General features: G+C 57.4%; 20 protein-coding genes. 14 read left to right on the forward strand and 6 right to left on the reverse strand.

Annotated elements, in window-relative coordinates; translation table 11 throughout:
- Position 1 precedes the first annotated feature (1 nt).
- Together HBN79_RS14075 and HBN79_RS14080 are read right to left on the reverse strand one after the other, a co-directional pair.
- Positions 2–3,097: a multidrug efflux RND transporter permease subunit gene (locus HBN79_RS14075; protein WP_095018300.1), complete on the reverse strand. Its 3,096-nt coding sequence runs from the start codon at positions 3,095–3,097 to the stop codon at positions 2–4.
- Positions 3,094–4,239, reverse strand: a complete 1,146-nt coding sequence (locus tag HBN79_RS14080) for an efflux RND transporter periplasmic adaptor subunit (RefSeq protein WP_169916813.1) — start codon at positions 4,237–4,239, stop codon at positions 3,094–3,096. The genes HBN79_RS14075 and HBN79_RS14080 overlap by 4 nt, the downstream gene beginning before the upstream one ends.
- A 270-nt stretch (positions 4,240–4,509) precedes the next feature.
- Between HBN79_RS14080 and HBN79_RS14085 the strand changes: the two genes are divergently transcribed.
- Entirely contained in the window at positions 4,510–4,737 is a 228-nt protein-coding gene (locus HBN79_RS14085) for a hypothetical protein (RefSeq protein ID WP_095001524.1), read from the forward strand.
- Between the two features lie 152 nt (positions 4,738–4,889).
- A complete protein-coding gene (locus tag HBN79_RS14090; protein ID WP_095018302.1) occupies positions 4,890–6,476 on the forward strand; it encodes a PAS domain-containing methyl-accepting chemotaxis protein in 1,587 nt (528 codons plus the stop codon).
- Here HBN79_RS14090 and HBN79_RS14095 read toward each other — a convergent pair.
- The 3 genes from HBN79_RS14095 to norR all read right to left on the reverse strand — a co-directional run bounded on the left by HBN79_RS14095 (position 6,473) and on the right by norR (position 9,616).
- Positions 6,473–6,946 carry a GNAT family N-acetyltransferase gene (locus HBN79_RS14095; RefSeq protein WP_169916814.1) on the reverse strand — a complete coding sequence of 158 codons (474 nt, stop codon included), beginning with the start codon at positions 6,944–6,946 and terminating at the stop codon, positions 6,473–6,475. The genes HBN79_RS14090 and HBN79_RS14095 overlap by 4 nt on opposite strands.
- Before the next feature lie 5 nt (positions 6,947–6,951).
- Complete coding sequence (locus HBN79_RS14100; protein WP_095001521.1) at positions 6,952–7,851, reverse strand: chemotaxis protein; 900 nt, start codon at positions 7,849–7,851, stop codon at positions 6,952–6,954.
- Between the two features lie 217 nt (positions 7,852–8,068).
- Entirely contained in the window at positions 8,069–9,616 is a 1,548-nt protein-coding gene (norR, locus tag HBN79_RS14105; RefSeq protein WP_095018304.1) for a nitric oxide reductase transcriptional regulator NorR, read from the reverse strand.
- A gap of 154 nt (positions 9,617–9,770) precedes the next feature.
- On the opposite strand from norR, the gene hmpA reads away from it, so the two are divergent.
- The 12 genes from hmpA to HBN79_RS14165 all read left to right on the forward strand — a co-directional run bounded on the left by hmpA (position 9,771) and on the right by HBN79_RS14165 (position 23,533).
- The gene (gene hmpA, locus HBN79_RS14110; RefSeq protein WP_095018305.1) at positions 9,771–10,943 is read left to right on the forward strand and encodes an NO-inducible flavohemoprotein; all 1,173 of its coding nucleotides are present in this window, start codon (positions 9,771–9,773) and stop codon (positions 10,941–10,943) included.
- Positions 10,944–11,111: 168 nt separating this feature from the next.
- Positions 11,112–11,621: a disulfide bond formation protein B gene (locus HBN79_RS14115; protein ID WP_095001518.1), complete on the forward strand. Its 510-nt coding sequence runs from the start codon at positions 11,112–11,114 to the stop codon at positions 11,619–11,621.
- 811 nt (positions 11,622–12,432) lie between these two features.
- Positions 12,433–13,371 carry a ubiquinol oxidase subunit II gene (gene cyoA / locus HBN79_RS14120; protein ID WP_095001517.1) on the forward strand — a complete coding sequence of 313 codons (939 nt, stop codon included), beginning with the start codon at positions 12,433–12,435 and terminating at the stop codon, positions 13,369–13,371.
- 3 nt (positions 13,372–13,374) lie between these two features.
- Positions 13,375–15,399, forward strand: a complete 2,025-nt coding sequence (gene cyoB, locus HBN79_RS14125) for a cytochrome o ubiquinol oxidase subunit I (protein ID WP_095001516.1) — start codon at positions 13,375–13,377, stop codon at positions 15,397–15,399.
- 3 nt (positions 15,400–15,402) lie between these two features.
- On the forward strand, positions 15,403–16,026 hold the full coding sequence (locus tag HBN79_RS14130; RefSeq protein ID WP_095001515.1) for a cytochrome o ubiquinol oxidase subunit III: 624 nt from the start codon (positions 15,403–15,405) through the stop codon (positions 16,024–16,026).
- The gene (gene cyoD / locus HBN79_RS14135) at positions 16,026–16,352 is read left to right on the forward strand and encodes a cytochrome o ubiquinol oxidase subunit IV (RefSeq protein ID WP_016779556.1); all 327 of its coding nucleotides are present in this window, start codon (positions 16,026–16,028) and stop codon (positions 16,350–16,352) included. The genes HBN79_RS14130 and cyoD overlap by 1 nt, the downstream gene beginning before the upstream one ends.
- Before the next feature lie 11 nt (positions 16,353–16,363).
- Positions 16,364–17,251, forward strand: a complete 888-nt coding sequence (cyoE, locus tag HBN79_RS14140) for a heme o synthase (protein ID WP_095001514.1) — start codon at positions 16,364–16,366, stop codon at positions 17,249–17,251.
- Positions 17,252–17,499: 248 nt separating this feature from the next.
- Positions 17,500–18,237 carry a hypothetical protein gene (locus HBN79_RS14145; RefSeq protein WP_169916815.1) on the forward strand — a complete coding sequence of 246 codons (738 nt, stop codon included), beginning with the start codon at positions 17,500–17,502 and terminating at the stop codon, positions 18,235–18,237.
- A 696-nt stretch (positions 18,238–18,933) separates the two neighbouring features.
- A complete protein-coding gene (locus tag HBN79_RS14150) occupies positions 18,934–19,626 on the forward strand; it encodes an ABC transporter ATP-binding protein (RefSeq protein WP_095018307.1) in 693 nt (230 codons plus the stop codon).
- Positions 19,620–20,825, forward strand: a complete 1,206-nt coding sequence (locus tag HBN79_RS14155) for an ABC transporter permease (protein ID WP_240882077.1) — start codon at positions 19,620–19,622, stop codon at positions 20,823–20,825. The genes HBN79_RS14150 and HBN79_RS14155 overlap by 7 nt, the downstream gene beginning before the upstream one ends.
- Positions 20,815–22,281, forward strand: a complete 1,467-nt coding sequence (locus HBN79_RS14160) for a TolC family protein (protein WP_232527625.1) — start codon at positions 20,815–20,817, stop codon at positions 22,279–22,281. Before HBN79_RS14155 ends, HBN79_RS14160 begins: the two co-directional genes overlap by 11 nt.
- A 46-nt stretch (positions 22,282–22,327) precedes the next feature.
- Complete coding sequence (locus HBN79_RS14165) at positions 22,328–23,533, forward strand: HlyD family efflux transporter periplasmic adaptor subunit (RefSeq protein ID WP_346010141.1); 1,206 nt, start codon at positions 22,328–22,330, stop codon at positions 23,531–23,533.
- A 129-nt stretch (positions 23,534–23,662) separates the two neighbouring features.
- Here HBN79_RS14165 and HBN79_RS14170 read toward each other — a convergent pair whose 3' ends face one another.
- A complete protein-coding gene (locus HBN79_RS14170) occupies positions 23,663–25,006 on the reverse strand; it encodes an MFS transporter (RefSeq protein WP_169916817.1) in 1,344 nt (447 codons plus the stop codon).
- Positions 25,007–25,031: the final 25 nt, after the last annotated feature.

Below are 25,031 nucleotides of genomic sequence, written 5' to 3' on the forward strand. Positions count from 1 at the left end.
CTCAGTGATTCGTCGCCAGCAAGCTGACGGGTTTGGAACGATGGAACAGTCGTTCAAGCCACAAGTATATGACCGGCGTGGTAAACAGCGTCAGCGCCTGGCTCACCAGCAGCCCGCCGACAACGGCAATCCCCAGAGGCTGGCGCAGTTCGGCGCCGGTGCCGTAGCCCAGCATCAGCGGCAGGGCGCCGAGCAGCGCGGCGAGAGTGGTCATGATGATCGGCCGAAACCGCGTGATACACGCCTGGTAGATGGCCTCTTCGGGGCTCAGGCCACGGGTGCGCTGGGCATCGAGGGCAAAGTCGATCATCAGGATGCCGTTTTTCTTGACGATACCGATCAGCAGCACCAATCCGATCAGCGCCATGATCGAGAAATCCTGGCCACATATCCACAGCATCAGCAGCGCGCCAAGCCCGGCCGAGGGCAGGGTGGAGATGATGGTCAGCGGGTGTACAAAGCTCTCGTACAGCACCCCCAGAATGATATACACCGCCACCAGCGCCGCGAGGATCAACCAGGGCTGGCTGGCCAGCGAACTTTGAAAGGCCTGGGCGGCGCCCTGAAAGTTGCCACTGATGGTGCCGGGCATGCCGATGTCGTTTTTTGCCTGATTGAGCATCAGCACCGCATCGCCCAGGGCCACGCCGGGGGCGAGGTTGAACGACAGGTTGGCGGCCGGGAACATGCCGTCATGGCTGATGGACAACGGCCCGCTGATGGGCGCATCGACCCTGGCCACGGCCGACAGCGGCACCATTTCCCCGGTCAGCGGCGAGCGCAGGTAGAAGTAATTGAGGCTTTCGGCCTTGCCGCGCTGCTGCGCGTCGACTTCCAGAATCACGTTGTACTGGTTGGTCTCGGTCTGGAACTCATTGACCTGGCGCTGACCGAAGGCGTCGTACAGTGCTTCATCGACATCGGTGGCGGTCAGGCCAAAGCGCGCCGCCGCATTACGGTCAATGCTGATATGGGTGATGCTGCCCCCCAGTTGCAGGTCGTTGGACAGATCTCGAAAGGCCGGATTGGCGCGCAGTTTTTCGGTCAGGCGCTGGGTCCAGGTGGTGAGCGTCGGACCATCGTTGCTCTTGAGCACATATTGATACTGACTACGACTGGGGCCCGAGCTGAGGTTGATATCCTGGCCGGCACGCAGGTACAGCACGATGCCAGGCACCTTGGCCAGTTGCGGGCGAATGCGGTCGATAAATTCGCTGGCCGACACGTCGCGCTGGCCGCGGTCCTTGAGGGCAATCCAGAAGCGGCCGTTGGCGATGGTCTGGTTGCTGCCGGTCACGCCCACGGCATGGGAGAACGCCTGCACGGCCGGGTCGTTGCCGATGATCTCGGCCAGCGCCAGATGCTTTTGCGTCATGTCCGGGAATGAAATGTCGGACGCCGCCTCGGTGGTGCCGAGTACAAAGCCGGTGTCCTGCACCGGAAAAAAGCCCTTGGGGATCAACACATAGCCGGCGATAGCCATGGCCAGGGTCACGGCGAAAATCCCCAGCATCAATCGCTGATGCGCAAGGGCCCGCTTCAGGCCTTTTTCATAGAGGCCCAGCAGGCGCTCGCCAAAGCCCGGCCTGGCATCGGGCTTGTGTTCCGGTGTGCGCATAAACAGCGCGGCCAGTGTGGGCGCCAGGGTCAGCGATACCACCACGGAAATCATGATGGTCGAGGTCGCGGTCAGGGCGAACTCCTTGAACAACCGCCCGACCACCCCGCCCATAAACAGCAGCGGGATAAACGCGGCCACCAGTGAGACGCTGATGGATACCACGGTAAAGCCGATCTCGCTGGAGCCCTTGATCGCTGCGTCGCGCATGCTTTCTCCGGCTTCCAGATGGCGGTGGATGTTCTCCACCACCACAATCGCATCGTCCACCACAAAGCCCACCGCCACCACAATGGCCACCAGCGTCAGGTTGTTGAGGCTGAAGCCCAGCACATACATCAGTGCGAAACTGGCGATCAGCGACACGCCGAGTACCGCCGACACAATCAGCGTGGCCGACCACTGGCGCAAAAACAGCGCCATCACCGCAACCACCAGCAGCACGGCGATCAGCAGGGTGATTTCCACTTCATGCAGGGAGGCGCGAATGGTCTTGGTGCGATCGCTCAGCACCGTCACTTCGACCGAAGCCGGGAGCATGGCCTGCAGACCGGGCAGGGCGGCCTGGATGCGGTCTACCGTGTCGACGATATTGGCCCCCGGCTGGCGCGAAATCACCAGGTTGAGCCCCGGCTGGTGGCCCGACCAGGCCTGTACGTAGTCGTTCTCGGAACCGTTGATAACCCGTGCCACATCCCGTAGCTGCACGGGGGCGCCATCCTTGTACGAGACGATTAACTGGCCATATTCATCCGCGTCGAACAACTGGTCGTTGGTCGACAGCGTAGAAATGCTCGACGGGCCATACAGCGCGCCCTTGGCCAGGTTGAGGCTGGTTTGCTGGATCGCCAGGCGGATATCGGCCAGGGTCAGGCCGATGGCCGCCAGCTTGTCGGCCGAGGCCTGGACGCGGATCGCCGGGCGTTGCTGACCGGTGATATTGATCAGGCCCACACCATCAATCTGGCTGATTTGCCGGGCCAGCAGGGTTTCGACGTAATCGCTCAGTTCAGTGCCTGGCATCTGCAGCGAACTGATGCTGAGGATCAGTACCGGGCTGTCGGCCGGGTTGACCTTCTTCCAGGTCGGCAGGGTCGGCATGTCCTTGGGCAGTTTGCCGGACGCGGTGTTGATCGCTGCCTGAACCTCTTGCGCGGCGGTGTCGATGCTTTTGTCGAGGGTGAATTGCAGGGTCAGGGTGGTCGAGCCCAGGGCGCTGCTGGAGGTCATCTGGGTCATGCCGGGGATGGCGCTGAATTGCACCTCCAGGGGCGTTGCCACCGAAGACGCCATGGTGTCCGGGCTGGCGCCGGGCAATTGCGCAGATACCTGGATGGTCGGGAATTCCGCCTCGGGCAAGGGCGCCACGGGTAACCGGGGAAAGGCAATCAGCCCCACCAGCACCAGGGCGAAGGTCAGCAATACCGTGGCGACCGGGTGATCGACACACCAGGCGGACACCGAGCGGCTGCGGGTCATGGCTGCACCCGGGCAGCCGTTGGCCCGCTCAGGACTTCAACCCGCGAGCCGGACTTGAGCCGCGACTGGCCATCGCTGACCAGTGTGTCGCCGGGGTTGACGCCGGTGATGATGCTCAGTTCGGTGTCCTGAAAAGTCAGCTGCACGGGAACGGTTTCGACCTTGTCGCCGCTGACCCGGTAGACGAAGTAATTATCCAGCCCGCGCTGCACCACTTGCGGTGGCACTACCAGCGCGTTGCGGTCCAGTCCGGTCTGGGTTTCGACATTGACCAACTGGCCCGGCCACAAGCTTTGCGTGGAATTGTCGAACTGAGCCTTGGCCTTGATTGTGCCGGTGGTTGCCGAGACCTGATTGTCGATCAGGCTAAGGCGGCCCTCGCCCAGTTGCGTGCCGCTGCTGCCGGTATTGCCGACAAAGGCTTTGACCCGGGCCGGTTGTTTGGCCGTGAGCAAGTCGTGGAGCAGGGGCAAGTGCTGCTGGGGCAGGGAAAACTCCACGGCAATGGGGGCGATCTGGGTCACGGAAAACAGTCCCTGGGCATCGCTGACTCTTAGAAAGTTACCCGCATCTACTGCGCGAATGCCCACGCGCCCGCTGACCGGGGACTGGATTTGCGTATAGGACAACTGCACCTGTGCCGCGGCAATCGCCGCCTGATCACCCTGGGCCGAAGCCTTGAGCTGATTGACCAGGGCTTGCTGTTGATCGAGGGTTTGCCGGGACACGCCATTGTCCACGCTCAACAACTGATAGCGCTTGAGGTCGGCCAATGCGACCTGCAGTTGCGCCTGGTTCTGTCCCAGTTGGGCCCTGGCCTGATCCAGGCTGGCCTTGATCGAGCGGTCATCGAGAGTAGCCAGCAGGTCGCCAGCCTTGACCGTCTGGCCTTCCTTGACCCGAATACCCGTGAGGATGCCGTCGATTTGCGGACGTATGATGACGCTGTGCAGCGACAGTACGGCGCCAATCCCGTTGATATAGCGCGGTACATCCTGTTGCAGGACTTGCACGACCCGCACCGGCACTGGCGCGCTACCTGCCGATTTGCCGGGCGCCGGGCGATTGAGCCACCAGACGCTGCTACCCATCAGGGCAATCAGCAGCGTGCCCAGCAAGATTTTTTTGGTTTTATTGGGCATGCCGGATAGACGCCGTGTGCGTGGAATGGGGGCTTATAGAAAGGTTATAGCGTGTGGACCCGGTCATAACGGTGACGGCTAACTGACATTTGTGACAGCTTTAAGGTTTGTAGCAGCTGCCTCGTTCCTTCGGCAGCTGCTACGTCACGGGTTTTCACCGCGGGTTGGATTATTTTTACGACCAGCGAGTGCAACCTATACAGGGTGCGCAGGTATACTGGGCGGTCTTGCGCCATCCGGCCTGTTTATTTCCCGTATATCGGAGCTTTCATGACTTCTCCTACACCAACGACCGCTCCTGATGCCGTGAGCACCGAGAACCTCGATACCCCGGAAAAACCGGTCATTCCTGCGTTCACTTTTCCGTTCAAGCCATCGGAGTTTGCCAAGGCCAAGTCCCAGGGCAAGGCGTACTACCAAAAAAGCGGCCTCGGCGGTCATGATAAAACCCCTAACGCGCCCCCTCATGGCACCCGCAAAACCATGGGCAAACGCTAATTTTATGCCCTAAAAAGTGGCAATATGCCATTAGTGTTTGTTCAGGCCTGATTAACTCCTTTAGTCATGCGCCAGATCAGTATTTGCTTAATAGGTGCGCTTAGAGTCGACGACCCTGCCGACTCTTCTCTAATAATCCGAGCGCGCCCGTCATGAAAATCAATCTACCGATTACCGGCCGATCCGTTGATTTTGCCCCCGACGCCAACATCCTCTCCACCACTGATCTCGACAGCACCATCACCTACGCCAACCCTGACTTTATCGAGGTCAGCGGTTATGAACTGAGCGAGTTGCTGGGCACCCCGCACAACCTGCTGCGCCATCCCGACATGCCGCCCGCCGCTTTCAGCCATATGTGGCAGACCCTCAAGGCGGGGCGCTCGTGGATGGGGATGGTGAAAAACCGTTGCAGAAACGGTGATCACTATTGGGTCAGCGCCTATGTCACGCCGGTGATGAAAAATGGCGAGACCGTCGAGTACCAATCCGTGCGTACCCACCCGACTCCTGAACGTGTCGCAGTCGCCGAGGCCCACTACGCCGCTCTACGCTCGGGGCGCAAGCCGCTGTTGCCGGCCGGCTTGCGCCTTGGCTTGGGGGGCAGGCTGGCATTGTTTGTCAGTGCCGTATTTGGCGCCGTTACAGCCGTGGGCACGCTGTGGCTGGCCAGCGTTGACGCACAGGCCGGGCTGTTGATCTGGCTGCTGGGCAGTCTGTTGAGTTCGCTGGCCATTGCCTGGTTGCTGCGGCCTTTGCATGCATTGACCCGTCGCGCCAAAGGCGTTGGCGACAATCCGTTGAGCCAGCAGATTTATACCGGGCGCCGTGATGAGTTCGGCCAGATCGAGTTTGCCCTGCATATGCTTGAGGCCCAGGTCGGCGCTGTGGTGGGGCGTATCGGTGATGCCTCGCAGCGATTGGCCGGGCACGCCAGCGAACTGGTTCAGCATCTGCAAAGCAGCCATGCCAGCACCTTGAATCAACAGTTGGAGACCGATCAGGTGGCCACTGCTATCAACGAAATGGCGGCGAGTGTGGCGCAGGTAGCGATCAACGCCCAGCAGGCGTCGCAAGCAGCCGATCGGGTGCAAAGTGAAACCCGTGAAGGCCATCAGCTGGTGACGCAGAGCCGCAGCACGGTGCAGCACCTGGCGACGGAGCTGGAGCGAGCCACCGAGGTGGTGCATCACCTGGAAAGTCACAGCAGCGATATTTCCTCGGTGCTGGAAGTGATCCGCAGTATTGCCGAACAAACCAATTTGCTGGCGCTCAACGCCGCTATCGAAGCGGCCCGCGCAGGTGATCAGGGCCGCGGCTTTGCCGTGGTGGCCGATGAGGTTCGTGGTCTGGCCCAGCGTACGCAGCAGTCGACCAGTGAAATCCAGGCCATGATCAGCGCTCTGCAAGAAGGTGCCCGGGCGGCGGTGCAGGTCATCCAGCAAAGCAGTGAATACGCTCAGAGCAGTGTCAATCAGACCCAACTGGCCAGTTGCGCGCTGGACGGGATCAGTGCACAAGTTCAGAAGATCACCGAGATGAGTGTGCAGATCGCCTCGGCGGTCGAAGAGCAAAGCGTGGTCAGTGAAGATATCAACCGTAATATCGCCGGGATTCGCAGTGCCTGTGACGTCACTGTGGATGCCGGGCAACAGAGCCATCGCCATTCAGGGGATGTCGCCGAGCTGGCCGCAGGTTTGCGCTCGCTTGCGCAAGAGTTCTGGCAAACCCGGCGCTAAAGCGCCTCGCGCCGGATCAGGGTCATGCCGTGCTTGTCGTACAGGCGCCGGGCGTTGTGGTTGTGCTCCATGACCTTGAGATCCAGGCAAGCCTCACGGCGCTGGCGGAAAACGGCAAAGACATGGTTGAGCAGTGCGCCGCCCAAGCCCCGGCCCCGGTGGTGCGGGTGTACCGCCAGATCCTTGAGGTAGGCGCTGGTCCAGGCCTGGGCAACCGCAACGGCCTTGCCCTCCAGGAGGATCACAAAACACAGTGCGGGATCGTACTCGGGGTCATGTTGCAGGCCGTATTGCCAGTCCTGCAGGGTTTGCATGCTGCCGGTGCCGTCGGTATGGCTCAGGCTGATCAGGGCATGTACCGGTTGCAGCAGCTCCTCGGTGAGCGTTACCAGGGTGAAGCCCTGGGGCCAGTGGGCCGGTGGCAATGGCTGGCGCAAATCTTTGCGCAGCAACAGGCAATACTGGCTCATGCTACTCAGTAACCTTGCTCGGCAACCGTGCGCGCGGCGAGGATCAAGCACTGTGTAAGCTCCGGCGAAGAGAACTTGGTCAGCACCGCATTGGCCCCCGCCAGGCGCGCCTTTTCGCTGTTCATCGCACTGTTGAGCGAGGTGTGCAGCAGCACATACAGATGGGCAAAGTCCGGGGTGTCGCGCACGGTACGGGTAAAGGCGTAGCCATCCATTTCCGACATTTCGATATCCGACACCAGCACGTTGATCTGATCCGGCGTGCCTTGCAGCTCCAGTAACCGCTCGATGGCTTCCTTGGCGCTGCGTGCGGTGTGGCAATGCAGGCCCAGGTTGCGCAGGGTAATGACCGACTGTTGCAGGGCCACCTGACTGTCATCCACCACCAGAATGCGGGCATTGGCCAGCAGTTTTGACTCTTCTTTACTGAGGCTGTCGCTGGCGTCCTCGACCTTGGCCGGGGCGATGCCGTGGATCACTTTTTCGATATCCAGTACCTGCACCAATACGCCGTCGACCTGGGTCACACCGGTGATATACGAGCGCTTGCCGGAGCCGTAGGGCGGCGGACGGATATCGGTGCTCAGGCAGTGCACGATTTTGCTCACCGCCTGCACATGCAGCCCCTGTTTGGAGCGGCTGACATCGGTGACGATCAGGCAACCAGCGTCCGGGTCGAGCAGCGGCTGCTCGCCGATGGCACGGCTCAGGTCGATTACCGACAGTGCCGCGCCGCGTAACACGGCGATGCCTTTCACATTGGGGTGGGACTCGGGCATTTTGGTCAGCGGCGGGCAGGGAATGATTTCACTGACCTTGAGCAGGTTGATCGCCAACAACTTGCCGCTGCGCAGAGTGAAGAGCAGAAGGGAGAGTGAGTCTGCGCGGGCATTGTTCGATGACATAAAAATCTTCTGTGCTGGGAGCGATACGGGGTTATCGACCTGAATGTTACGGGCTTTAACCGGTCGGCATAAATCCCCTTGTAGATACTCTGTTGCAGGTCAAGCCCTATTGTGGGAGCGAGCCTGCTCGCGAACGACCTTCGCGAGCAGGCTCGCTCCCACAGTTGCAGTGTTCCTGCAGCTGTCGAGCCTGCGTTCCTCGGCAGTTGCTACGGGATCAGGGTTTCAGGCCCAACCGTTTGGCCATGCGGGCCAGGTTTGCCCGGTCAAGCCCCAGCTCCCGCGCCGCACTGGCCCAGTTGTGCTGATGGCGTTCCAGGCAGGTGCTGATCAGCTGGCGCTGGTAATTTTCAGTGGCCTGGCGCAAGTCGCCCACGGCATCCGGCAGGTTCTGGGGGGCGATCGGCGCAGCGCTGGCGCCGGAGGTCGGCAAATCCAGATCCGCCGCCGTCAGGGTCAGGATGCGCGGCCGCGTGCTGCAATTGCCCAAGGCTTTAAGGGCGCTGCGGCCAATCAGGTGTTCCAGTTCGCGCACATTGCCCGGCCAGGAATACTGCACCAGCGCCGCCTGCGCGTCGGGACTCAGGCGCAGGCTGCCCAGGCCCATGCGCGAGCGGTTTTGCTCCAGGAAAAAGCCGCTCAGCAGCAACACATCACGGCCGCGTTCGCGCAAGGCTGGCACCCTGAGCGGGTAAACGCTAAGGCGATGGTAAAAGTCGGCGCGGTAGCGACCGCTGCGCACTTCTTCGGCCAGGTCGCGGTTGGTGGCTGCGATCAGGCGTACGTCGACCCGGTGCTCCTGATCCGAGCCCAGGCGTTGCAACTGCCCGCTTTGCAGCACCCGCAACAGCTTGGCCTGCACGGTCAGCGACAGCTCGCCCACTTCATCCAGAAACAACGTGCCGCCGTTGGCAAGCTCGAACTTGCCGCGTCGGTCGTTGGTGGCACCGGTAAAGGCACCGCGCACATGGCCGAACAGTTCGCTTTCAACCAGCGTGTCGGGCAAGGCCGCGCAGTTAAGGCTGATCAGCGGTTTGTCTGCCCGTGGCGAGGCTGCGTGAATGGCCTGGGCCACCAGCTCCTTGCCGACACCGGTTTCACCGGTTATCAGTACCGTCAGATCGCTGCCGCCCACCAGGGCAATTTCTTCCAGCAAGCGTTTGTGCACCTTGCTCTGGCCGATCAGCTCCTTGTTGGGCGAACCATTGGCTTGCCGATAGAGTTCGGCCTTGCGCTGCTCATCCTCGACCCGCAATGCCAGCCGTTCGATCCGTTGAGCCACATTGACCGTAGCGGCAGCCAGGCTGGCAAAGGCCTGCAGGTCATCCAGCGAGACCGGCTCGAAGCGTTTGGAATCCAGTGCGTCGAGGGTTAGCAGCCCCCATGGGCGCTCTTCGACGAACAGCGGGCAGCCCATGCAGTCGTGGACTTCCAGGTGTTCGGCCAGCCCGTCGACCAGGCCGTCGTAGGGGTCTGGCAGTTCGCAGTTGCTGGGGAAACGGGTGGGCCCTGGACTTGCGAGCAAAGCCTGAAAGCGCGGGTGCTCGCTGACTTTGAAGCGGCGCCCCAGGGTGTCCAGGCTCAAGCCATCAACAGCCAACGGCACCAGCCATTCGCCATCCAGTCGCAGCAGGGCTGCGGCATCGCAAGGCAGCAGGGTGCGCAGCGCGTGCAGCAAGCGGCGATAGCGTTCGCTCTCGGGCAGATCACGGGACAGATCGTCCACCAGCGGCAGCAGGGTGGTCAGTAGCAGTTTTGCAGTCATTTTGACCTCGCGTAGTCTTTATGACTGTATAGTAACTCGTGTCAAAATGACTATGTTTGTATTAACTTGCTGATTTTAAAGGGTTTAATTGTTGGCACGGAAACTGATAAGTAAAGGGTAATTGTTGAAGCCTACGTGCTCAGGAGTCACCCATATGCTTACTGCTCAGGATCGTGCCATCGTTAAATCTACCGTGCCACTGCTGGAAAGCGGCGGTGAAGGGCTGATTACCCACTTCTATCGCATGATGCTCTCGGAATACCCGCAAGTGCGTTCGCTGTTCAACCCGGCCAACCAGGCCAGTGGTGACCAGCCGCGAGCACTGGCCAACGGCGTGCTGATGTATGCACGGCACATCGATCAGCTGGACCAGTTGGGCGATCTGGTGGCCCGGATCATCAACAAGCATGTTGCGTTGCAAATCCTCCCTGAGCACTACCCAATTGTTGGCAGCTGCCTGCTGCGGGCTATTGAAGAAGTGCTGGGCAGCGACATCGCGACCCCGCAAGTGCTCAGCGCCTGGGGAGCGGCCTACAACCAGTTGGCCGATATCCTGATCGGTGCCGAAGCTGCCATCTACGACGAAAAAGCTGCAGCACCTGGCGGCTGGCGCGGCGGGCGCGAGTTCAAACTGGCTGCCAAAATCCAGGAAAGTGCTGAAATCACTTCGTTTTACTTCCGCCCGGTAGACCAGCAACCGATCCTCGACTTTGCCCCGGGCCAGTATATCGGTCTGAAACTCATGATCGATGGCGAAGAAGTGCGTCGCAACTACTCACTGTCGGCGCTGGCTCAGGTCGGTCGCTACCGTATCAGCGTCAAGCGCGAGAAGGGTGGGGTGGTGTCCAACTTCCTGCACGACCGTCTGAATGTGGGCGATACCCTGGAACTGTTCCCGCCAGCGGGCGACTTCACCCTGGCCAATAGCGAAAAACCGCTGGTGCTGATCAGTGGCGGTGTGGGCATAACACCGACCCTGGCGATGCTTGAAGCGGCCCTGGCGACAAAACGCCCGATCCACTTTATCCACTGTGCCCGCAATGCCGATGTGCATGCCTTCCGCACATGGATCGATGAACTGGCAGACCAGCATCCGCAATTGAAGCGTTTCTACTGCTATGACGAGCAGGGCGAGTCTGCAGATCATGTAGGGCTTTTGACCGAAGAAGTACTGGCTCAGTGGTTACCGCAAGAGCGTGATCTGGATGCCTACTTCCTGGGGCCAAAAGGCTTTATGGGGGCGGTCAAGCGTCATCTCAAAGCCCTGGGTGTGCCGGAGCAGCAAAGCCGCTACGAGTTCTTCGGCCCGGCAGCCGAGCTGAAGTAGGGCGCGTGGCAGCTGCCGAGGAACGAAGGCTGCTACAAGAAGCAGGCAAGACCTTAATCCCCCATTAATCCCCTTGCGCCACTTTTCCTGCAACGTTCAGATACATCCAGACCCGGGGTCTGGGTGTAAACTGTGCGGCTTACACATAATCAGGCAAAGGGACGCGGGATGACCAATGACATGTTGCAACTGGGCCGGGAGAAACGCTTCCTGGTCCTGCTCGGGGTGATCTGCCTGGCGCTGATCGGCGGCGCGCTGTACATGCAGATCGTGCTCGGCGAGGCACCTTGCCCGCTGTGTATCCTGCAACGCTATGCACTGCTGCTGATCGCGATCTTTGCCTTTATCGGTGCAGCCATGCCTGGCCGGCGCAGCCTCACCGTGTTTGAAGTGCTGGTGGTGCTCAGTGCCATCGGTGGTATTGCCGCCGCCGGGCGCCACGTCTATATCCTCGCTCACCCGGCCGTGAGCTGCGGTCTTGATGTGTTGCAGCCAATCGTCGATGGTCTGCCGTTGGCAGCCGTGTTCCCCCTGGGGTTTCAGGTCGACGGGTTTTGCTCCACCCCATACCCGCCGGTGCTTGGTCTGTCGCTGGCACAGTGGGCACTGGTGGCCTTTGTAATGACTGCGGTGCTGGTGCCACTGGGCATCTATCGCAACCGGAAACAATCGAGCTGAGCCAGCCACCAATTTTTGCTTGAGCAGCCTCGTGCTTCCTTCGGCAGTGCGGGGCGTTTTTTTGTCCCTGCGCAAATGTAAAGAAGGCGTGATCCTCACGTCGAAAAAGGCTGTGCGACACTGCGACATATTGTCACGCGCAGGGTGTCGCAGGGCTGGTTTTGGTCTGACCAGTGGTCTTTTAATCGTATGACTTCGTGTAACCCAGCTGAGGCATTTTGACGCTGGCAAAGGGGTTGAAATCAGGGTTGCGAGACTCAACGCAAATCGGCTGTAGCCCTTTTTATTTGGGCGTTCAGGCGGGGTCAGGGGGGTGTGTTCATGCGCTAAAAAGGGGCATGAAAGTGCAGGGCTAAAGACGTGCTACAACTCTGTTTCAAGGGGGGGCTTGAACGCTTGGCGTAATAATAGGCAGGGATTGTTACCGTACCCGATAAGAATTATTTCGGGATGAGACATGGTTTATAGAGAGCTACCTAACTACAATCGCCCGCACTGAACGTCCAGCCTGCTCATCCCTGAGCCCAAGCGGGAAGTTGAAGGCCGACTGGGTTGTTCAATACAGGCGTCCCATGCGACTCCCAGGTACTGGCAACCCTTCTAAGTTCCGCACCAAATGGAATTGGTCTGTGACAAGGCCATTGACCACGTATCGAATAAGAAATCACTGCTAACCCGGAATTTTGCCCGTTCGCCTGATGGTGATAGAGCAGGCTTTCATTCAATTCCGGAAAAGAGCCAACCCTTGGCAGGGCGAAGTGTTGGCGAAAAAAACCAACTGCATTGTGCAAGCTGTTTTAGAGGTCGTGAGATGACTAAAAAAAGGTACCCCAGACTCCTTGGCTTATTGCCACTTTTCGGCACGCTGCTGCTGGGAGGTTGCAACATGACATTGCTCGATCCGGTGGGGCAGGTCGGGATCGAAGAGCGGAATCTGATCATCACTGCAACACTGCTGATGCTTCTGGTCGTGGTGCCGGTCATCATTATGACCCTCGTCTTCGCGTGGAAATATCGCGCGTCGAACACCAGCGCTACCTATACACCTAAATGGTCGCACTCCACCAAGATCGAAGTCGTGATCTGGACTGTGCCAATTCTGATCATCATCGCCCTGGGCGTGATCACCTACAAGTCGACCCACGCGCTGGACCCTTATCGTCCGCTCGAGTCCGACGTCAAGCCGATTACCATCGAAGTGGTGGCAATGGACTGGAAGTGGATGTTCATCTATCCGGAACAGGGTATCGCTACCGTCAACAAGATCGTGTTCCCGGCCAACACCCCGGTCAATTTCCGTATCACCTCTGACACGGTCATGAACTCGTTCTTCATTCCAGGCCTGGGCGGTCAGATCTACGCCATGGCCGGGATGACGACCAAGCTGCACCTGATTGCCAACCGCAACGCTGAAATGGAAGGCATCTCTGCCAACTACAGCGGTGCCGGTTTCACGGGCATGAAATTCAAAGCGATCGCGACTACTCAGGCTGATTTCGATGCTTGGGTAAGTGAAGTCAAAGCATCACCTAAACAGCTTGACCAAGCTGAATACGAAGCCTTGAGCAAGCCAAGTCAGAACAACCCCGTTGAACTGTTCTCCTCGTACACACCGAACCTGTTTCAGAAAATCGTCGACAAGTACGAAGGTATGACGCCAGGCAAGCCGGTGAAGCACGAGAAGAAAGAAGTGGCCGGGACCGATGTGGTGGACATGAGTTCGCATTCAGCTGCCGGGGCAGAGGAGTAAACGATGTTTGGTAAATTAAGTTGGGAAGCGGTCCCGTTCCACGAGCCGATCGTGATGGTGACCATCGCCATGATCGCGCTGGGTGGTCTGGCACTGTTTGCAGCAATCACGTATTTCAAGAAGTGGACCTACCTGTGGACCGAATGGCTAACGTCAGTCGACCACAAGAAAATCGGCGTGATGTACATCATCGTCGCCATGGTCATGCTGCTGCGCGGCTTTGCCGACGCAATCATGATGCGTACCCAGCTGGCCATGGCCACCGAGGGTTCGCCTGGCTACCTGCCACCTGAACACTATGACCAGATCTTCACCGCTCACGGTGTGATCATGATCATCTTCATGGCGATGCCATTCTTCACCGGCCTGATGAACCTTGCAGTGCCGCTGCAGATCGGCGCCCGTGACGTGGCCTACCCGTTCCTCAACTCCCTGAGCTTCTGGCTGCTGGTGTCCGGCGTTGTGCTGGTCAACCTGTCGCTGGGCGTCGGCGAGTTCGCCAAGACCGGTTGGGTTGCCTATCCGCCGCTGTCGGGCTTGCAGTACAGTCCGGGCGTGGGGATGGATTACTACATCTGGGCTCTACAGCTATCGGGGTTAGGTACGACGTTAACCGGGGTTAACTTCCTGGCGACCGTACTGAAGATGCGTGCTCCAGGCATGAAACTGATGGACATGCCGATCTTCACCTGGACCTGCACCTGGGCAAACGTCCTGATCGTGGCTTCGTTCCCGATCCTGACCGCTACCCTGGCACTGCTGACACTTGACCGTTACATGGATTTCCACATTTTCACCAATGAACTTGGTGGCAATCCAATGATGTACGTCAACCTGTTCTGGGCGTGGGGTCACCCTGAGGTGTACATCCTCATTCTGCCGGCGTTCGGTATCTTCTCCGAAGTTATCTCCACGTTCACCGGCAAGCGTCTGTTCGGTCACCACTCGATGGTCTACGCCTCCGGCGCGATCTCGGTGCTGGGCTTCATGGTTTGGCTGCACCACTTCTTCACCATGGGTTCGGGTGCCAGCGTCAACGCCTTCTTCGGTCTGGCGACGATGCTGATTTCGATCCCGACGGGGGTGAAGCTATTCAACTGGCTGTTCACCATCTACCAGGGCCGTCTGCGCTTCACCAGCCAGGTTCTGTGGACCCTGGGCTTTATGGTGACCTTCGCCATCGGCGGCATGACTGGCGTACTGCTGGCCATCCCGGGTGCTGACTTCGTACTGCACAACAGCCTGTTCGTTATTGCTCACTTCCATAACGTGATCATCGGCGGCGCAGTATTCGGTTACATCGCAGGCTTCAGCTTCTACTTCCCGAAAGCGTTCGGCTTCAAGTTGAACGAAACCTGGGGCAAGCGCGCGTTCTGGTTCTGGATCGTCGGCTTCTTCATCGCCTTTATGCCGCTCTATGCACTGGGCTTCATGGGCATGACCCGTCGTCTGAATGCCAGCACCAACCCTGAGTGGGTGCCTTACCTGTACGTAGCCCTGTTCGGCGCAGTACTGATTGCCATGGGTATCGCCAGCCAGCTGATCCAGCTGTATGTCAGCGTCCGTGACCGCAACAAGCCAGAGAACGCCTGCGAATTCGGCGATCCATGGAATGCTCACACGCTGGAATGGTCGACTTCGTCGCCACCACCGTTCTACAACTTTGCTGTACTGCCAAAAGTCGACGGTATCGACCCGTTCACCGAAGCCAAGGAAAACGGCACTGCGTACCAGGTTCCGGCCAAGTACTCGCCTATCCACATGCCTAACAACACCGCTACCGGTGTGTACATGGGTGCTTTGCTGACCGTCTTCGGTTTCGCGATGATCTGGCACATCTGGTGGCTGGCCATCGTGGGTCTGGTAGGTACGGTTGTTGTCTTCGTTGCTCACGCCGCCCGTGACGACCAAGGCTACATGGTGCCGGTCGAGACCATCGAGCGTATCGAGGCCGAGCAGCACAAGCGTCTGGTAGCCGCCAAAGCAATTCCGGCTACTCGTGTTGAAACCAAGTTGGAACAGGCTTAAACCATGTCGAACTTAGCGACCACTGCTGGACACGCTCATGGTCACGACCATGAGCATGAGGAACACCACGACGCGGGCGAGACAACCATTTTTGGTTTCTGGCTCTACCTGATGACCGACTGCATCTTGTTTGCATCGATCTTCGCGGTATACGCGGTATTGGTAAACAACGTTGCAGGTGGCCCGTCGGGCCACGACATCTTCGAACTGCCGTACGTACTGGGTGAAACTGCCCTGCTGCTGTTCAGTTCGATCACCTACGGCTTCGCCATGCTGGCGTTGTTCAAGGGCAAGAAACAGCAGGTGCTGTTCTGGCTGGCCATGACCTTCCTGCTCGGTGCAGGCTTCATCGCCATGGAAATCAACGAGTTCCACCTGTTGATCTCCGAGGGCTACGGCCCTAGCCGTTCGGGCTTCCTGTCTGGCTTCTTCACCCTGGTCGGTACCCACGGTCTGCACGTGACCAGCGGTCTGATCTGGATGGCGATCATGATGTACCAGGTGCAGAAAAACGGCCTGACCTCGACCAACAAGACCCGCCTGAGCTGCCTGAGCCTGTTCTGGCACTTCCTGGACGTGGTGTGGATCTGCGTATTCACCGTTGTTTACCTGATGGGGACTTTGTAATGGCTAACGCACATTCCGACGGCGCCAACCACGGCAGCGTGAAGTCCTACGCGATCGGCTTCATCCTGTCGGTGATCCTGACCGTTATTCCGTTCGGGCTGGTGATGTACCCATCGCTGCCCAAATTCACCACCCTGGCGATCGTACTGTTGTTCGCCGTGGTGCAAGTGGTTGTTCACCTGGTGTACTTCCTGCACCTGGACCGTTCGCCTGCACAACGCAACAACGTCACCGCGCTGGTATTTGCTGCGCTGGTAATTGTGCTGCTGGTGGGCTTGTCCCTGTGGATCATGTTCAGCATCCACACTGAAATGATGGCGAAGTGAGGTAAGACCCGATGTCCTTCAAGCACTTTATCCAAATCACCAAACCGGGGATCATTTTCGGTAACGTGCTTTCTGTGGCAGGCGGGTTCTTCCTGGCCTCGAAGGGGCATTTCGATCTTGCCCTGTTCCTGGCTGCGGTAATCGGCACCTCCCTGGTGGTAGCGTCCGGTTGTGTGTTCAACAACTGCATCGACCGCGACATTGACATCAAGATGGACCGCACCAAGAACCGCGTACTGGTTCAAGGCCTGATCTCCCTCAAGGTGGCGCTGGTTTACGCCACCCTGCTGGGGGGCGCCGGCCTGTACCTGTTGTATCGCGTAGCCAACCCGCTGGCGGCTCTGTTCGCCGCGATCGGTTTCGTGATCTACGTCGGTCTGTACAGCCTGTACTTCAAGCGCAAGTCGGTTCACGGCACGCTTATCGGCAGTCTGTCGGGTGCAATGCCTCCGGTCATCGGCTATGTAGCTGTGAGCAACAGCTTCGACATGGCTGCAATGACCTTGCTGGTGATGTTCAGCCTGTGGCAGATGCCGCATTCCTACGCCATCGCGATCTTCCGCTTCAACGATTACCTGGCTGCATCGATTCCGGTGTTGCCAGTGAAGCGCGGGATCAAGGTTGCCAAGAAGCACATCCTGCTCTACATCCTCGCGTTTCTGATCGCGACCCTGATGCTCACCCTCGGCGGTTACGCCGGCATGAGCTACATGGCCGTGGCTGCTGCGATGGGCATGTACTGGCTGTACATGGCGTGGACGGGCTACAAGGCCGTCGACGACAAGGTCTGGGCACGCAAGCTGTTCGTGTTCTCGATCTTCACCATCACCGCGCTGAGCGTCATGATGTCCCTGGATTTCAAAGCGCCTGCCGAGTTGTTACTGACTTACGCGCACTGATCTGTCCAGAGTGAAAAACCCCGCCTTCGAAAGAAGAGCGGGGTTTTTTTATGCGGAAATTCACGTGTGCAAATTGGCTCAGGGGGGGGCTACACACCGGAAATGTTTGGTGGTTGGTTTGTTTTTTGCTGTTTTCCTACTGATTGCAAAGTCTAGGCCTACATTATTTGTTTTTTTCTGATGCTCAAATACAACGGCTAAATTGAGTTTGTAAATTTGTTCAAAAACTAAATGATCAGGTGCCTATAATGCTTTCAGCTAGTTTTAAAAAAACTATTGCAGTACTTGCTCTCGGGTGTGCGTCTGTGGGGGCCGTATCTTCTGTTCAAGCCGGGAATAAAATGTCCCAGGAACAGCTTCAGAAACTGTTAACCCAGGAATACATTAAAAAAGCTGAGGAGCGAGCGCGTCTTCAAAAACAAGCCCAACTCAGAAATGAAGAGGCACGAAAAAAAGCGGCCGCCGTACATGCAAAAAATGATGCCATCGGCGAACAAATCCGAAAGCAACTGGCCGCAGATAAAGTACAAAAAACAGCAGATAAGGCCGCAAAATTAGCAGCACGCAGAGCCGAAACGCTAAAGAGTGCAAAACAAAGCCATGCAGCCAGAAAAGCATCGCAGGTGCCTGTAGGGCCAGCGGTACAGAGCGCATTGGCATTGAGTTGCAGTGCGTCGGGTGTGACTGCGCAAATTGAAGGCGTAAGCTCTATTACTCCGCTTGTTAGCGGGAAGCATACCGTTGTGCAGGTTACAAAATACAAAATCACCCCTGTGGACCGTTCACGTTTTTATGGGAGCGTCTCCGCATCATTTTTTATTACCGGCGAGCAGCTTACTGGGGCGAAGATTTTTAAGATGAGTGATAGCTGGACCCCAGCCAATATTGTACTGCGTACCTATGCACCAGCACCTGAGTTTAGTGTCAACTTATCAGCGAATGGTAAAGTGCAAAAATTTTCCTGCGTTCTGCGTAAGAAATTCTAAGGTTACCAGCGTATAAAATCCGCGGAGGCGTACATAGAGATGCCAGGGTGGTGTTTTGAGCGTGGTTGCACTGCGTGGGGCTGCAGTATTTAAAAAAATAATGAAATACTAGGTCGGCCTTTTTATTCTTTGATTTGTTTGTTCGACTGTTGCGGCGATTGGAACTCAGTTTTAGTTCTGGCTGTTGTTCGGGTTGAGTCAGGAAGACAGTCCGCCCTGATATGGGCTTTCGCTCGATTGTCAGGGAAAAAACGTCATGCTTTTCGGCGCCTGAACACTGAGCTCTGATAATGCGGTACGACCCTTGTGAGTATATAGATGCGATGGCTCGAAAGCTGGCAGCCGAGCTGTTTCTGGTCACTCTGAACCGGCTCGCTTAAAGTTAGCATAAGCGGGTACAAGTTCTATATGTTCTGGGGGCGTATTTTATTGAGCTGGTCGCGTGGTCTTTACCTACATATTGTGAGGCGAGCCCCTACATTTTCTAGTGTCGGCCAGTGATTAAATGTGTTTGCTGGTTAGGCGGTTTTAATTGTAGTGGGCTCAAAGTTTTAAAATTCAGAGATTTTCTATGCCTTCATTTTTATGTGAGCAGCCAACTGTTCTTTGTTCTTCTGGTCGTTTGTCAGTCCCAGCTATTTATGTTTGTGCATGGGTCGAATACAGGTCTGACGGGCAGGGGGGGGCGGTGTTGTCATGAGCAGCCCGGCATGCATTTCAATGAAGGGGGTCAGCAAGAGTTATGCGTGCCAAGGGGGAGGGAGCCCGGTCATAAGCCACGTTGATTTTCATATCGCGGTCGCAGACTCCTGCGCCATTATTGGTCCGTCCGGATCCGGTAAAAGTACATTGTTGAATATAATCGGCCTGCTGGACTTTGCCGACGCGGGTGAGTACCTGTTTATGGGACGCCCTGTCACAAAAAAACAGAGTGACGAGTTGGCAGCCCTGAGAAAGAAGAACATCGGATTTGTCTTTCAGAATTTCAATTTGATCCCCCGTTTAAATGTTGTCGAAAATGTAGCCTTGCCGCTTCGCTATCACGGGGTTGACCGCGGGCAATCTCTGGAACGGGCGATGCTGATGTTGCAACGGGTCGGGATGGCTCATCGCGCAGGCTACAAGCCTGCCGATCTGTCGGGAGGGCAAAAGCAACGCGTCGCTATTGCCCGGGCTCTGGTGGGGCAGCCATCCCTGATACTGGCTGACGAGCCGACCGGCAGCCTGGATGGCCAGACGGCCAGTGAAATTCTCGAGCTGTTGCTGTCGATCCAGAAAGAACAAGGCGTCACATTATTGATTGTTACCCACGACCCACTGGTTGCAGGCCTTATGCGCAGGCAAGTCCGTGTATGTAACGGGCGGGTTGAGGAGGCGGGCAAGTGCTAGCCCTGATGACTTTCCTGCCTCCATCACTGCTGCAAGTGGGCGCAGATGCAGCAGACAGTTTTCGCACGCTGGGCAAGCGCTCGATTCTCGCCTTGTTAGGCATCGTGATAGGTAGCGCCTCGATTATCGCAGTCATCAATATCGGGCATAACGCACGGCAGGAGGTCGCAAGTGTCTTCCACAACATGGGCGTCGATACATTTGCGGTGAGTTTCTCTGTCAAGCAAGGGCGGCAAGCGTCACCTCTCTCTATCGAGGCTGCAACATTCAGGAAGTTGGTCCTGGAAGGTCTGTTGATCGCTCCTGCAGCGATAGTGCCTGCCCAGGCCGGATTTAACCACCGGACTATCAATATCCGCCTGGTAGGAACCGAGCCTTCCCTGTTAGACGTGATGAAACTGTCGTTAGCGTATGGGCGGTTTTTGCATCCCTTTGATCAGGACGAAAATGTGGTTGTGCTTGGTCACGATATCGCAACCTCACTGAGCAGCGATGGAACTCTGATCAAGACCGGTGACTGGCTCAAAATCAATAACTACCTGTTTAGGGTTATCGGTGTATTGCAATCTCGAACGCACTCACTGATCAGTCCGGTCTCCGCCGATCTTTCAGTTTTTGTACCGTTGCAGGCCATGAATCGTGTGGCAAGCGAGGCCAGAATAGATGATTTGGTTGCGCGTATCCCCCTTCACAAAAAAAGTGAAAACGTAGCCTCGACCTTCGGTGAAATGCTGACCCGTACTTTCAAGTCTCGAGACATTGAGGTGGTTACACCTGTGCAAATGATCGAGGGGATGAATAGCCAGAATCGCACTTTCCATTACCTCTTGATGGCCTTGGGGGTCATCACGCTGGTAGGCGGCGGAGTGGCGGTGATGAACGTTATGTATATGAACGTTTCTGAGCGCCGTAGTGAAATAGGTTTACGTATGGCAATGGGTGCCCGCCGTCAGGACATTCGCAATTTGTTTCTGATCGAAGCCGCTGCGCTTAGCGTTTTAGGGGCTGTGTTGGGCGCTGGGCTGGGCATGGCACTGGCTTACATTTATGCCCAAGTATCGGGTTGGGCGTTCGCCATGGCATTCAGCGCCATCCCCTTGGGCGTCACAAGCACGGTTTTGGTCGGCGTGTTCTTTGGTTTGAAACCTGCCATTACGGCTTCTCGCCTGACTCCGGTGGAGGCCCTGCGTGATTATTAAAACAGGACTGATTCTGGCCGTGGTGTGCGGTGTGGCGATGCAATCCTTGGTGGCATCTGCGCAAACAGACGTGCCGGCCCCTAATGCTCCCCCCACAGCCTTGATGAGTCAGCACTCGATTGATTTGTCGTTGGTCGAAGCAGTGTCTCTGGGCTTGCGCCGCAACTACAACATACGCAGCCTTAAACTTCAGCGCGTGCGAGAGAAGTTCGACTTGTTTGTCGCTGATGACATGTTTAACCCCAAGCTCAAGCTCATTGGCACTCACAAACTTTCCAAAGGGAGCGTGGACAGCAGTCGTGCAACAGGTATTGGGCCTTCGGTGAGCCTGCTGGGTGAGTATGGGAGCAACGTGGAATTGAGCTGGAACCAGGAGTTCAATGCCACGAGAAACTCGGGTGATTTGAGCAGTAATGGCCTCGCGTTGACCTTGACTCAACCCTTGCTTCGGGGGGCGGGTAAAAACGTCACAACTGCGCCCTTGCGCTTGGCGAAATTGGCTGAGCAAGTCAACCAGCTTAATTTGAAAGCCAGTGTGTCCCAAACCATTTACGAAATCATTGCGGCTTATCGCGTACTGCTTAAAACCCAGAATCAGGTGACGATCGCCACGCAGGCGCTGGAGCGGGCAGTCGCTTTGCTCAAGGTCAACAAGCAACTGATCACAGCAGGACGAGTAGCCGAGTTTGATGTTGTGCAGATCGAGGCGGATATCGCGAGTCAGGAGCTGGCGGTGGAAGATGCAAAGAATCAGTTGGAGGCGAGCCGCTTGTTGCTGCTCAAGCTTTTGGCGCTTGACCTATCAACGCCCGTGCGCGCCAGTGACAGCTTGCGAGTGACCCGGCTTGAACTGGATCAGGCGACGGCATTTAAAGTGGCACAGGCCAAGCAACCCCAGTACTTGAGCACGATTGTGCAGAGCGAACAGGCCTCGATCAACCTGCTGCTTGCCAAAGACAAGGTCCGTTGGGATTTTTCTTTGGTGGCGGGTGCCTCTCAGCAGCGCGATCAACACAGCCTCAACGGTTCTGCCAGGGCCTGGGACACTTACGCGGGGCTCAAACTGGAAATTCCCATCAATGATCTCAGTACTCGCCAGGGCAAGGTCCATGCCCAGACAGCGTTGGAACAACAGCAATTGCTGCTGGAGGAGGCTCGGGTTGATTTGCAGCGCCAGACTACTGACGCAGTACGTAGCCTGAATACCCAGTGGCGTCAGCTTGAAATTTCCCAGCGGGTGATGGACCTGTCCAGGCGCAAGCTGGCGATAGAGAACGACAAATTGAACGCAGGCCGATCCAGCAACTTTCAGATCATCAGTTTTGAGTCAGACCTGCGGGCCGCTGAGGAAGCGAACTTGAGCGCAAAAATTTCATATCTGGATGCCAGGTCCCAGTTGGATGTGCTGTTGGGCGTAATGTTGGAGAGTTGGGAGATCTCACTTGAGAGTTTTTGACAGAATCCAGGCTTCGAAGAGGCGTTGGAAATTTCTCGCAGCGGGAGTGCTGGTATTGAGCTTGATACTGGTATTTATCGTACCCGAAGCCCCGCACGGCACTGACTCCTGGGTAGCGGTTAACAGTCGGAACCTGGAGCATGAAATCGGGCTGGTGGGTAAAGTTGAGCCGGTTGAGACAGCCATTCTCACGGCGCCTTTTGAAGGTTTTGCCTTGGACAACAATTTGAGTCCAGGTATGTATGTTGAAGAGGGGCAGGCTCTGTTGACCCTCGATACCAGGTTGCAGGAAGTCAAAGTAAGGGACGCTTTGGCCAGCAAGTTGAAAGCGCAGCAGACTGCTGCAGCGTTTCGCGTTTGGGATACGGGCTCGGGAGTGAGGCAAGCCAGGCAGGCGCTAAGACTGGCCGAGCTGGCCATGCAGAGGCTTGACCTTGAGCTTGCCCAGGTCAAGACGCTTTATCAGAGCGGCATTGTATCTCGCAACGAGCGAGATACCTTGAAGCAACAACGTGACCAACAATTGCTTGAGGTGACCTCAGCCAAAGCACAGCTCAAAGACATGCTGGCTGTTGGCAAGGGCGAGGGCAAAGTCATAGCTGATATGGAATACCAGAATGCATCCATTGCTCATGAGCGGCTAAACACGATGCTGGAGCAAAAGACGATCCATGCCCCGTTTCCGGGAGTAGTGCTATCCATTGGCGCACCCCAATCGTCAGGGGGCGAGCCGGGGTCTCTTCACAAAGGAGCGTCTTTGGCCCAAGGCCAACAAATACTCAAGTTGGCCAACATATCTGGGCTTAAGGTCGTCACCCAGGTGTTGGAGTCAGACGTCAACAAGTTCTCCCTGAATCAGCCAGTAGCGATCCATGGGGTGGGTTTTTCGGTGCCGAATTTAAACGGTTATGTAAGCGCCATCAGCCAGTTGGCTGTGCCGGATGATAGCAGCAGCTCAGCAAGATTCCCGATCACGATCACCGTCAATGATCCCGAGGATGGTGACCTGAAAAAGGTGAGGCTAGGTATGAGTGCGCACATGACGATCGTGACCTATAGCAATGAAAACAGCTTGGTCATTCCTCACGGTGCAGTTGAGAAGGAAGGGGACGCCTACGTCATACAGTATCGCGAGCGTCTAGACGCACCCGTGGTGCGGCGTGAGGTTACGATCGGCCAATCGACTGTCGAAGGGGTTGAGGTATTCGGTCTGGACCCTGGATTTGTTCGTGTGAAAGCAGACCCTCGGTAACTATTTACATCAGGCTTTTTGAGCGCTAAATATCTGTGGTAACCGGGCTTGCCCGCGATGGCCCCGCCGCAGTCGACCAGATGAGTCGAGTCGCCGGCATCGCAAGCAAGTCTGCCCCCACCAACAGAATTACGCAGTCTGCAGCTTGTTCGTCGGCAACACCGGCAGTACATTGGCAAGACCGGCTGCGATCCCGTACGGCCGCAATACGCTGATCAATAACCCGCTCGCCAGCAGATACCCCCCGGAACAGATGACCAGCGACCAGCGCAGGGCATTGATGCCCATTAGCGGGGTCAGGTGATCACTCAGCACACCCACGGCCAATGGGCCGAAACCTGCACCGATGGCCATGATCCCGAAGTTGTAGAGGGCGATCATGGTTGCGCGGCGCTCAGGCGCCACCAGTTGGGCAATGGCGGTGTAGCTCGGTGCCATCCACCACATGCCGAACACCGACATGCCAAACATGAACACCGTTGCCTGGGGCACTTGCAGCGCACCCAGCGTCCAGGGATGACCGGCCGGGTACAGCGCGAAGGCAATCGACATCGGCAAAGCCAGCAGTGCCCCGACGATCGGCACGCCCAATTGCCAGCGGCTGTCGCGTTGGGCCAGACAGGCGCTCAACCAGCCGCTGGACAGAGAGCCGATAATGGCCCCCGGCCCGGCTGCCAGGCCCATGATGATGCCTGCGTCCTTGAGCGTCAGCCCGTGGCTGCGTACCAGAAATGCAGTGCTCCAGATACTGAACGCATAACTGGCAAACGCCAGCAGCGCCCCGGCCAGGGCAATACGTACAAAGGTTTTCGACGCCCAGGCCACGCGCATCACTTGCATCACGCTTTCATGGGGCACGGCTGGGCGCGTCTCACGGGCTTTCTCCCATAAGCCGCGCAATGGTTCGGCAGCCGTAAACCGCAGCAATAGAGCGGCAGCGATACCAGGCAGCGCCATCCAGATAAAGGCTTCGCGCCAGCCGTGGTAGTACGCGATATAGGCGCCCAGGCTCATGCCCAGCAAGGCGCCGATGGGCGCTCCGAGCATGAATACGCTGATGGCCTTGGAGCGCTGATGGGGCGGGTAGAGGTCGGCGATCATCGACATCGATGCTGCGCCGCTGCCCGACTCGCCCACTGCCACGCCGATGCGTGCCAGGGCCAGGGTCCAGAAGTTACTGGCAAAGCCGCAAAGCATGGCCATCACGCTCCAGAGCGCACAGCACCAGCCGATCAGGTTGCGCCGATGGCCACGGTCGGCAAAGCGCCCCAACGGGATCGCAAACAGGCAGTAGACCAGAGCAAAGGCCAGACCTGTAAGCAGGCCGATCTGGGTATCGGAAACGTGAAATTCGGCCTTGATCGGTTCAATCACAACGCCCATGACCTGACGGTCGATCAGGCTGACCGCCGAAATCAGGAACAACACAAACAAGGTGTAATGACGGCGAAATCCGGAGATTTGGTTATTCATCATTTCAATCCCATCGAGCAGTGTT

Origin of the sequence: Pseudomonas sp. WS 5051, assembly GCF_012985715.1 — a bacterium.
In the GTDB taxonomy this organism is placed as follows: domain Bacteria; phylum Pseudomonadota; class Gammaproteobacteria; order Pseudomonadales; family Pseudomonadaceae; genus Aquipseudomonas; species Aquipseudomonas bubulae.

What these genes read in the sequence shown, in the direction of transcription:
- HBN79_RS14075 (WP_095018300.1), bottom strand. Translation starts at nt 3,097, where the DNA reads ATGACCCGCAGCCGCTCGGTGTCCGCCTGGTGTGTCGATCACCCGGTC.
- HBN79_RS14080 (WP_169916813.1), bottom strand. Translation starts at nt 4,239, where the DNA reads ATGCCCAATAAAACCAAAAAAATCTTGCTGGGCACGCTGCTGATTGCC.
- HBN79_RS14085 (WP_095001524.1), top strand. Translation starts at nt 4,510, where the DNA reads ATGACTTCTCCTACACCAACGACCGCTCCTGATGCCGTGAGCACCGAG.
- HBN79_RS14090 (WP_095018302.1), top strand. Translation starts at nt 4,890, where the DNA reads ATGAAAATCAATCTACCGATTACCGGCCGATCCGTTGATTTTGCCCCC.
- HBN79_RS14095 (WP_169916814.1), bottom strand. Translation starts at nt 6,946, where the DNA reads ATGAGCCAGTATTGCCTGTTGCTGCGCAAAGATTTGCGCCAGCCATTG.
- HBN79_RS14100 (WP_095001521.1), bottom strand. Translation starts at nt 7,851, where the DNA reads ATGTCATCGAACAATGCCCGCGCAGACTCACTCTCCCTTCTGCTCTTC.
- norR (WP_095018304.1), bottom strand. Translation starts at nt 9,616, where the DNA reads ATGACTGCAAAACTGCTACTGACCACCCTGCTGCCGCTGGTGGACGAT.
- hmpA (WP_095018305.1), top strand. Translation starts at nt 9,771, where the DNA reads ATGCTTACTGCTCAGGATCGTGCCATCGTTAAATCTACCGTGCCACTG.
- HBN79_RS14115 (WP_095001518.1), top strand. Translation starts at nt 11,112, where the DNA reads ATGACCAATGACATGTTGCAACTGGGCCGGGAGAAACGCTTCCTGGTC.
- cyoA (WP_095001517.1), top strand. Translation starts at nt 12,433, where the DNA reads ATGACTAAAAAAAGGTACCCCAGACTCCTTGGCTTATTGCCACTTTTC.
- cyoB (WP_095001516.1), top strand. Translation starts at nt 13,375, where the DNA reads ATGTTTGGTAAATTAAGTTGGGAAGCGGTCCCGTTCCACGAGCCGATC.
- HBN79_RS14130 (WP_095001515.1), top strand. Translation starts at nt 15,403, where the DNA reads ATGTCGAACTTAGCGACCACTGCTGGACACGCTCATGGTCACGACCAT.
- cyoD (WP_016779556.1), top strand. Translation starts at nt 16,026, where the DNA reads ATGGCTAACGCACATTCCGACGGCGCCAACCACGGCAGCGTGAAGTCC.
- cyoE (WP_095001514.1), top strand. Translation starts at nt 16,364, where the DNA reads ATGTCCTTCAAGCACTTTATCCAAATCACCAAACCGGGGATCATTTTC.
- HBN79_RS14145 (WP_169916815.1), top strand. Translation starts at nt 17,500, where the DNA reads ATGCTTTCAGCTAGTTTTAAAAAAACTATTGCAGTACTTGCTCTCGGG.
- HBN79_RS14150 (WP_095018307.1), top strand. Translation starts at nt 18,934, where the DNA reads ATGAGCAGCCCGGCATGCATTTCAATGAAGGGGGTCAGCAAGAGTTAT.
- HBN79_RS14170 (WP_169916817.1), bottom strand. Translation starts at nt 25,006, where the DNA reads ATGAATAACCAAATCTCCGGATTTCGCCGTCATTACACCTTGTTTGTG.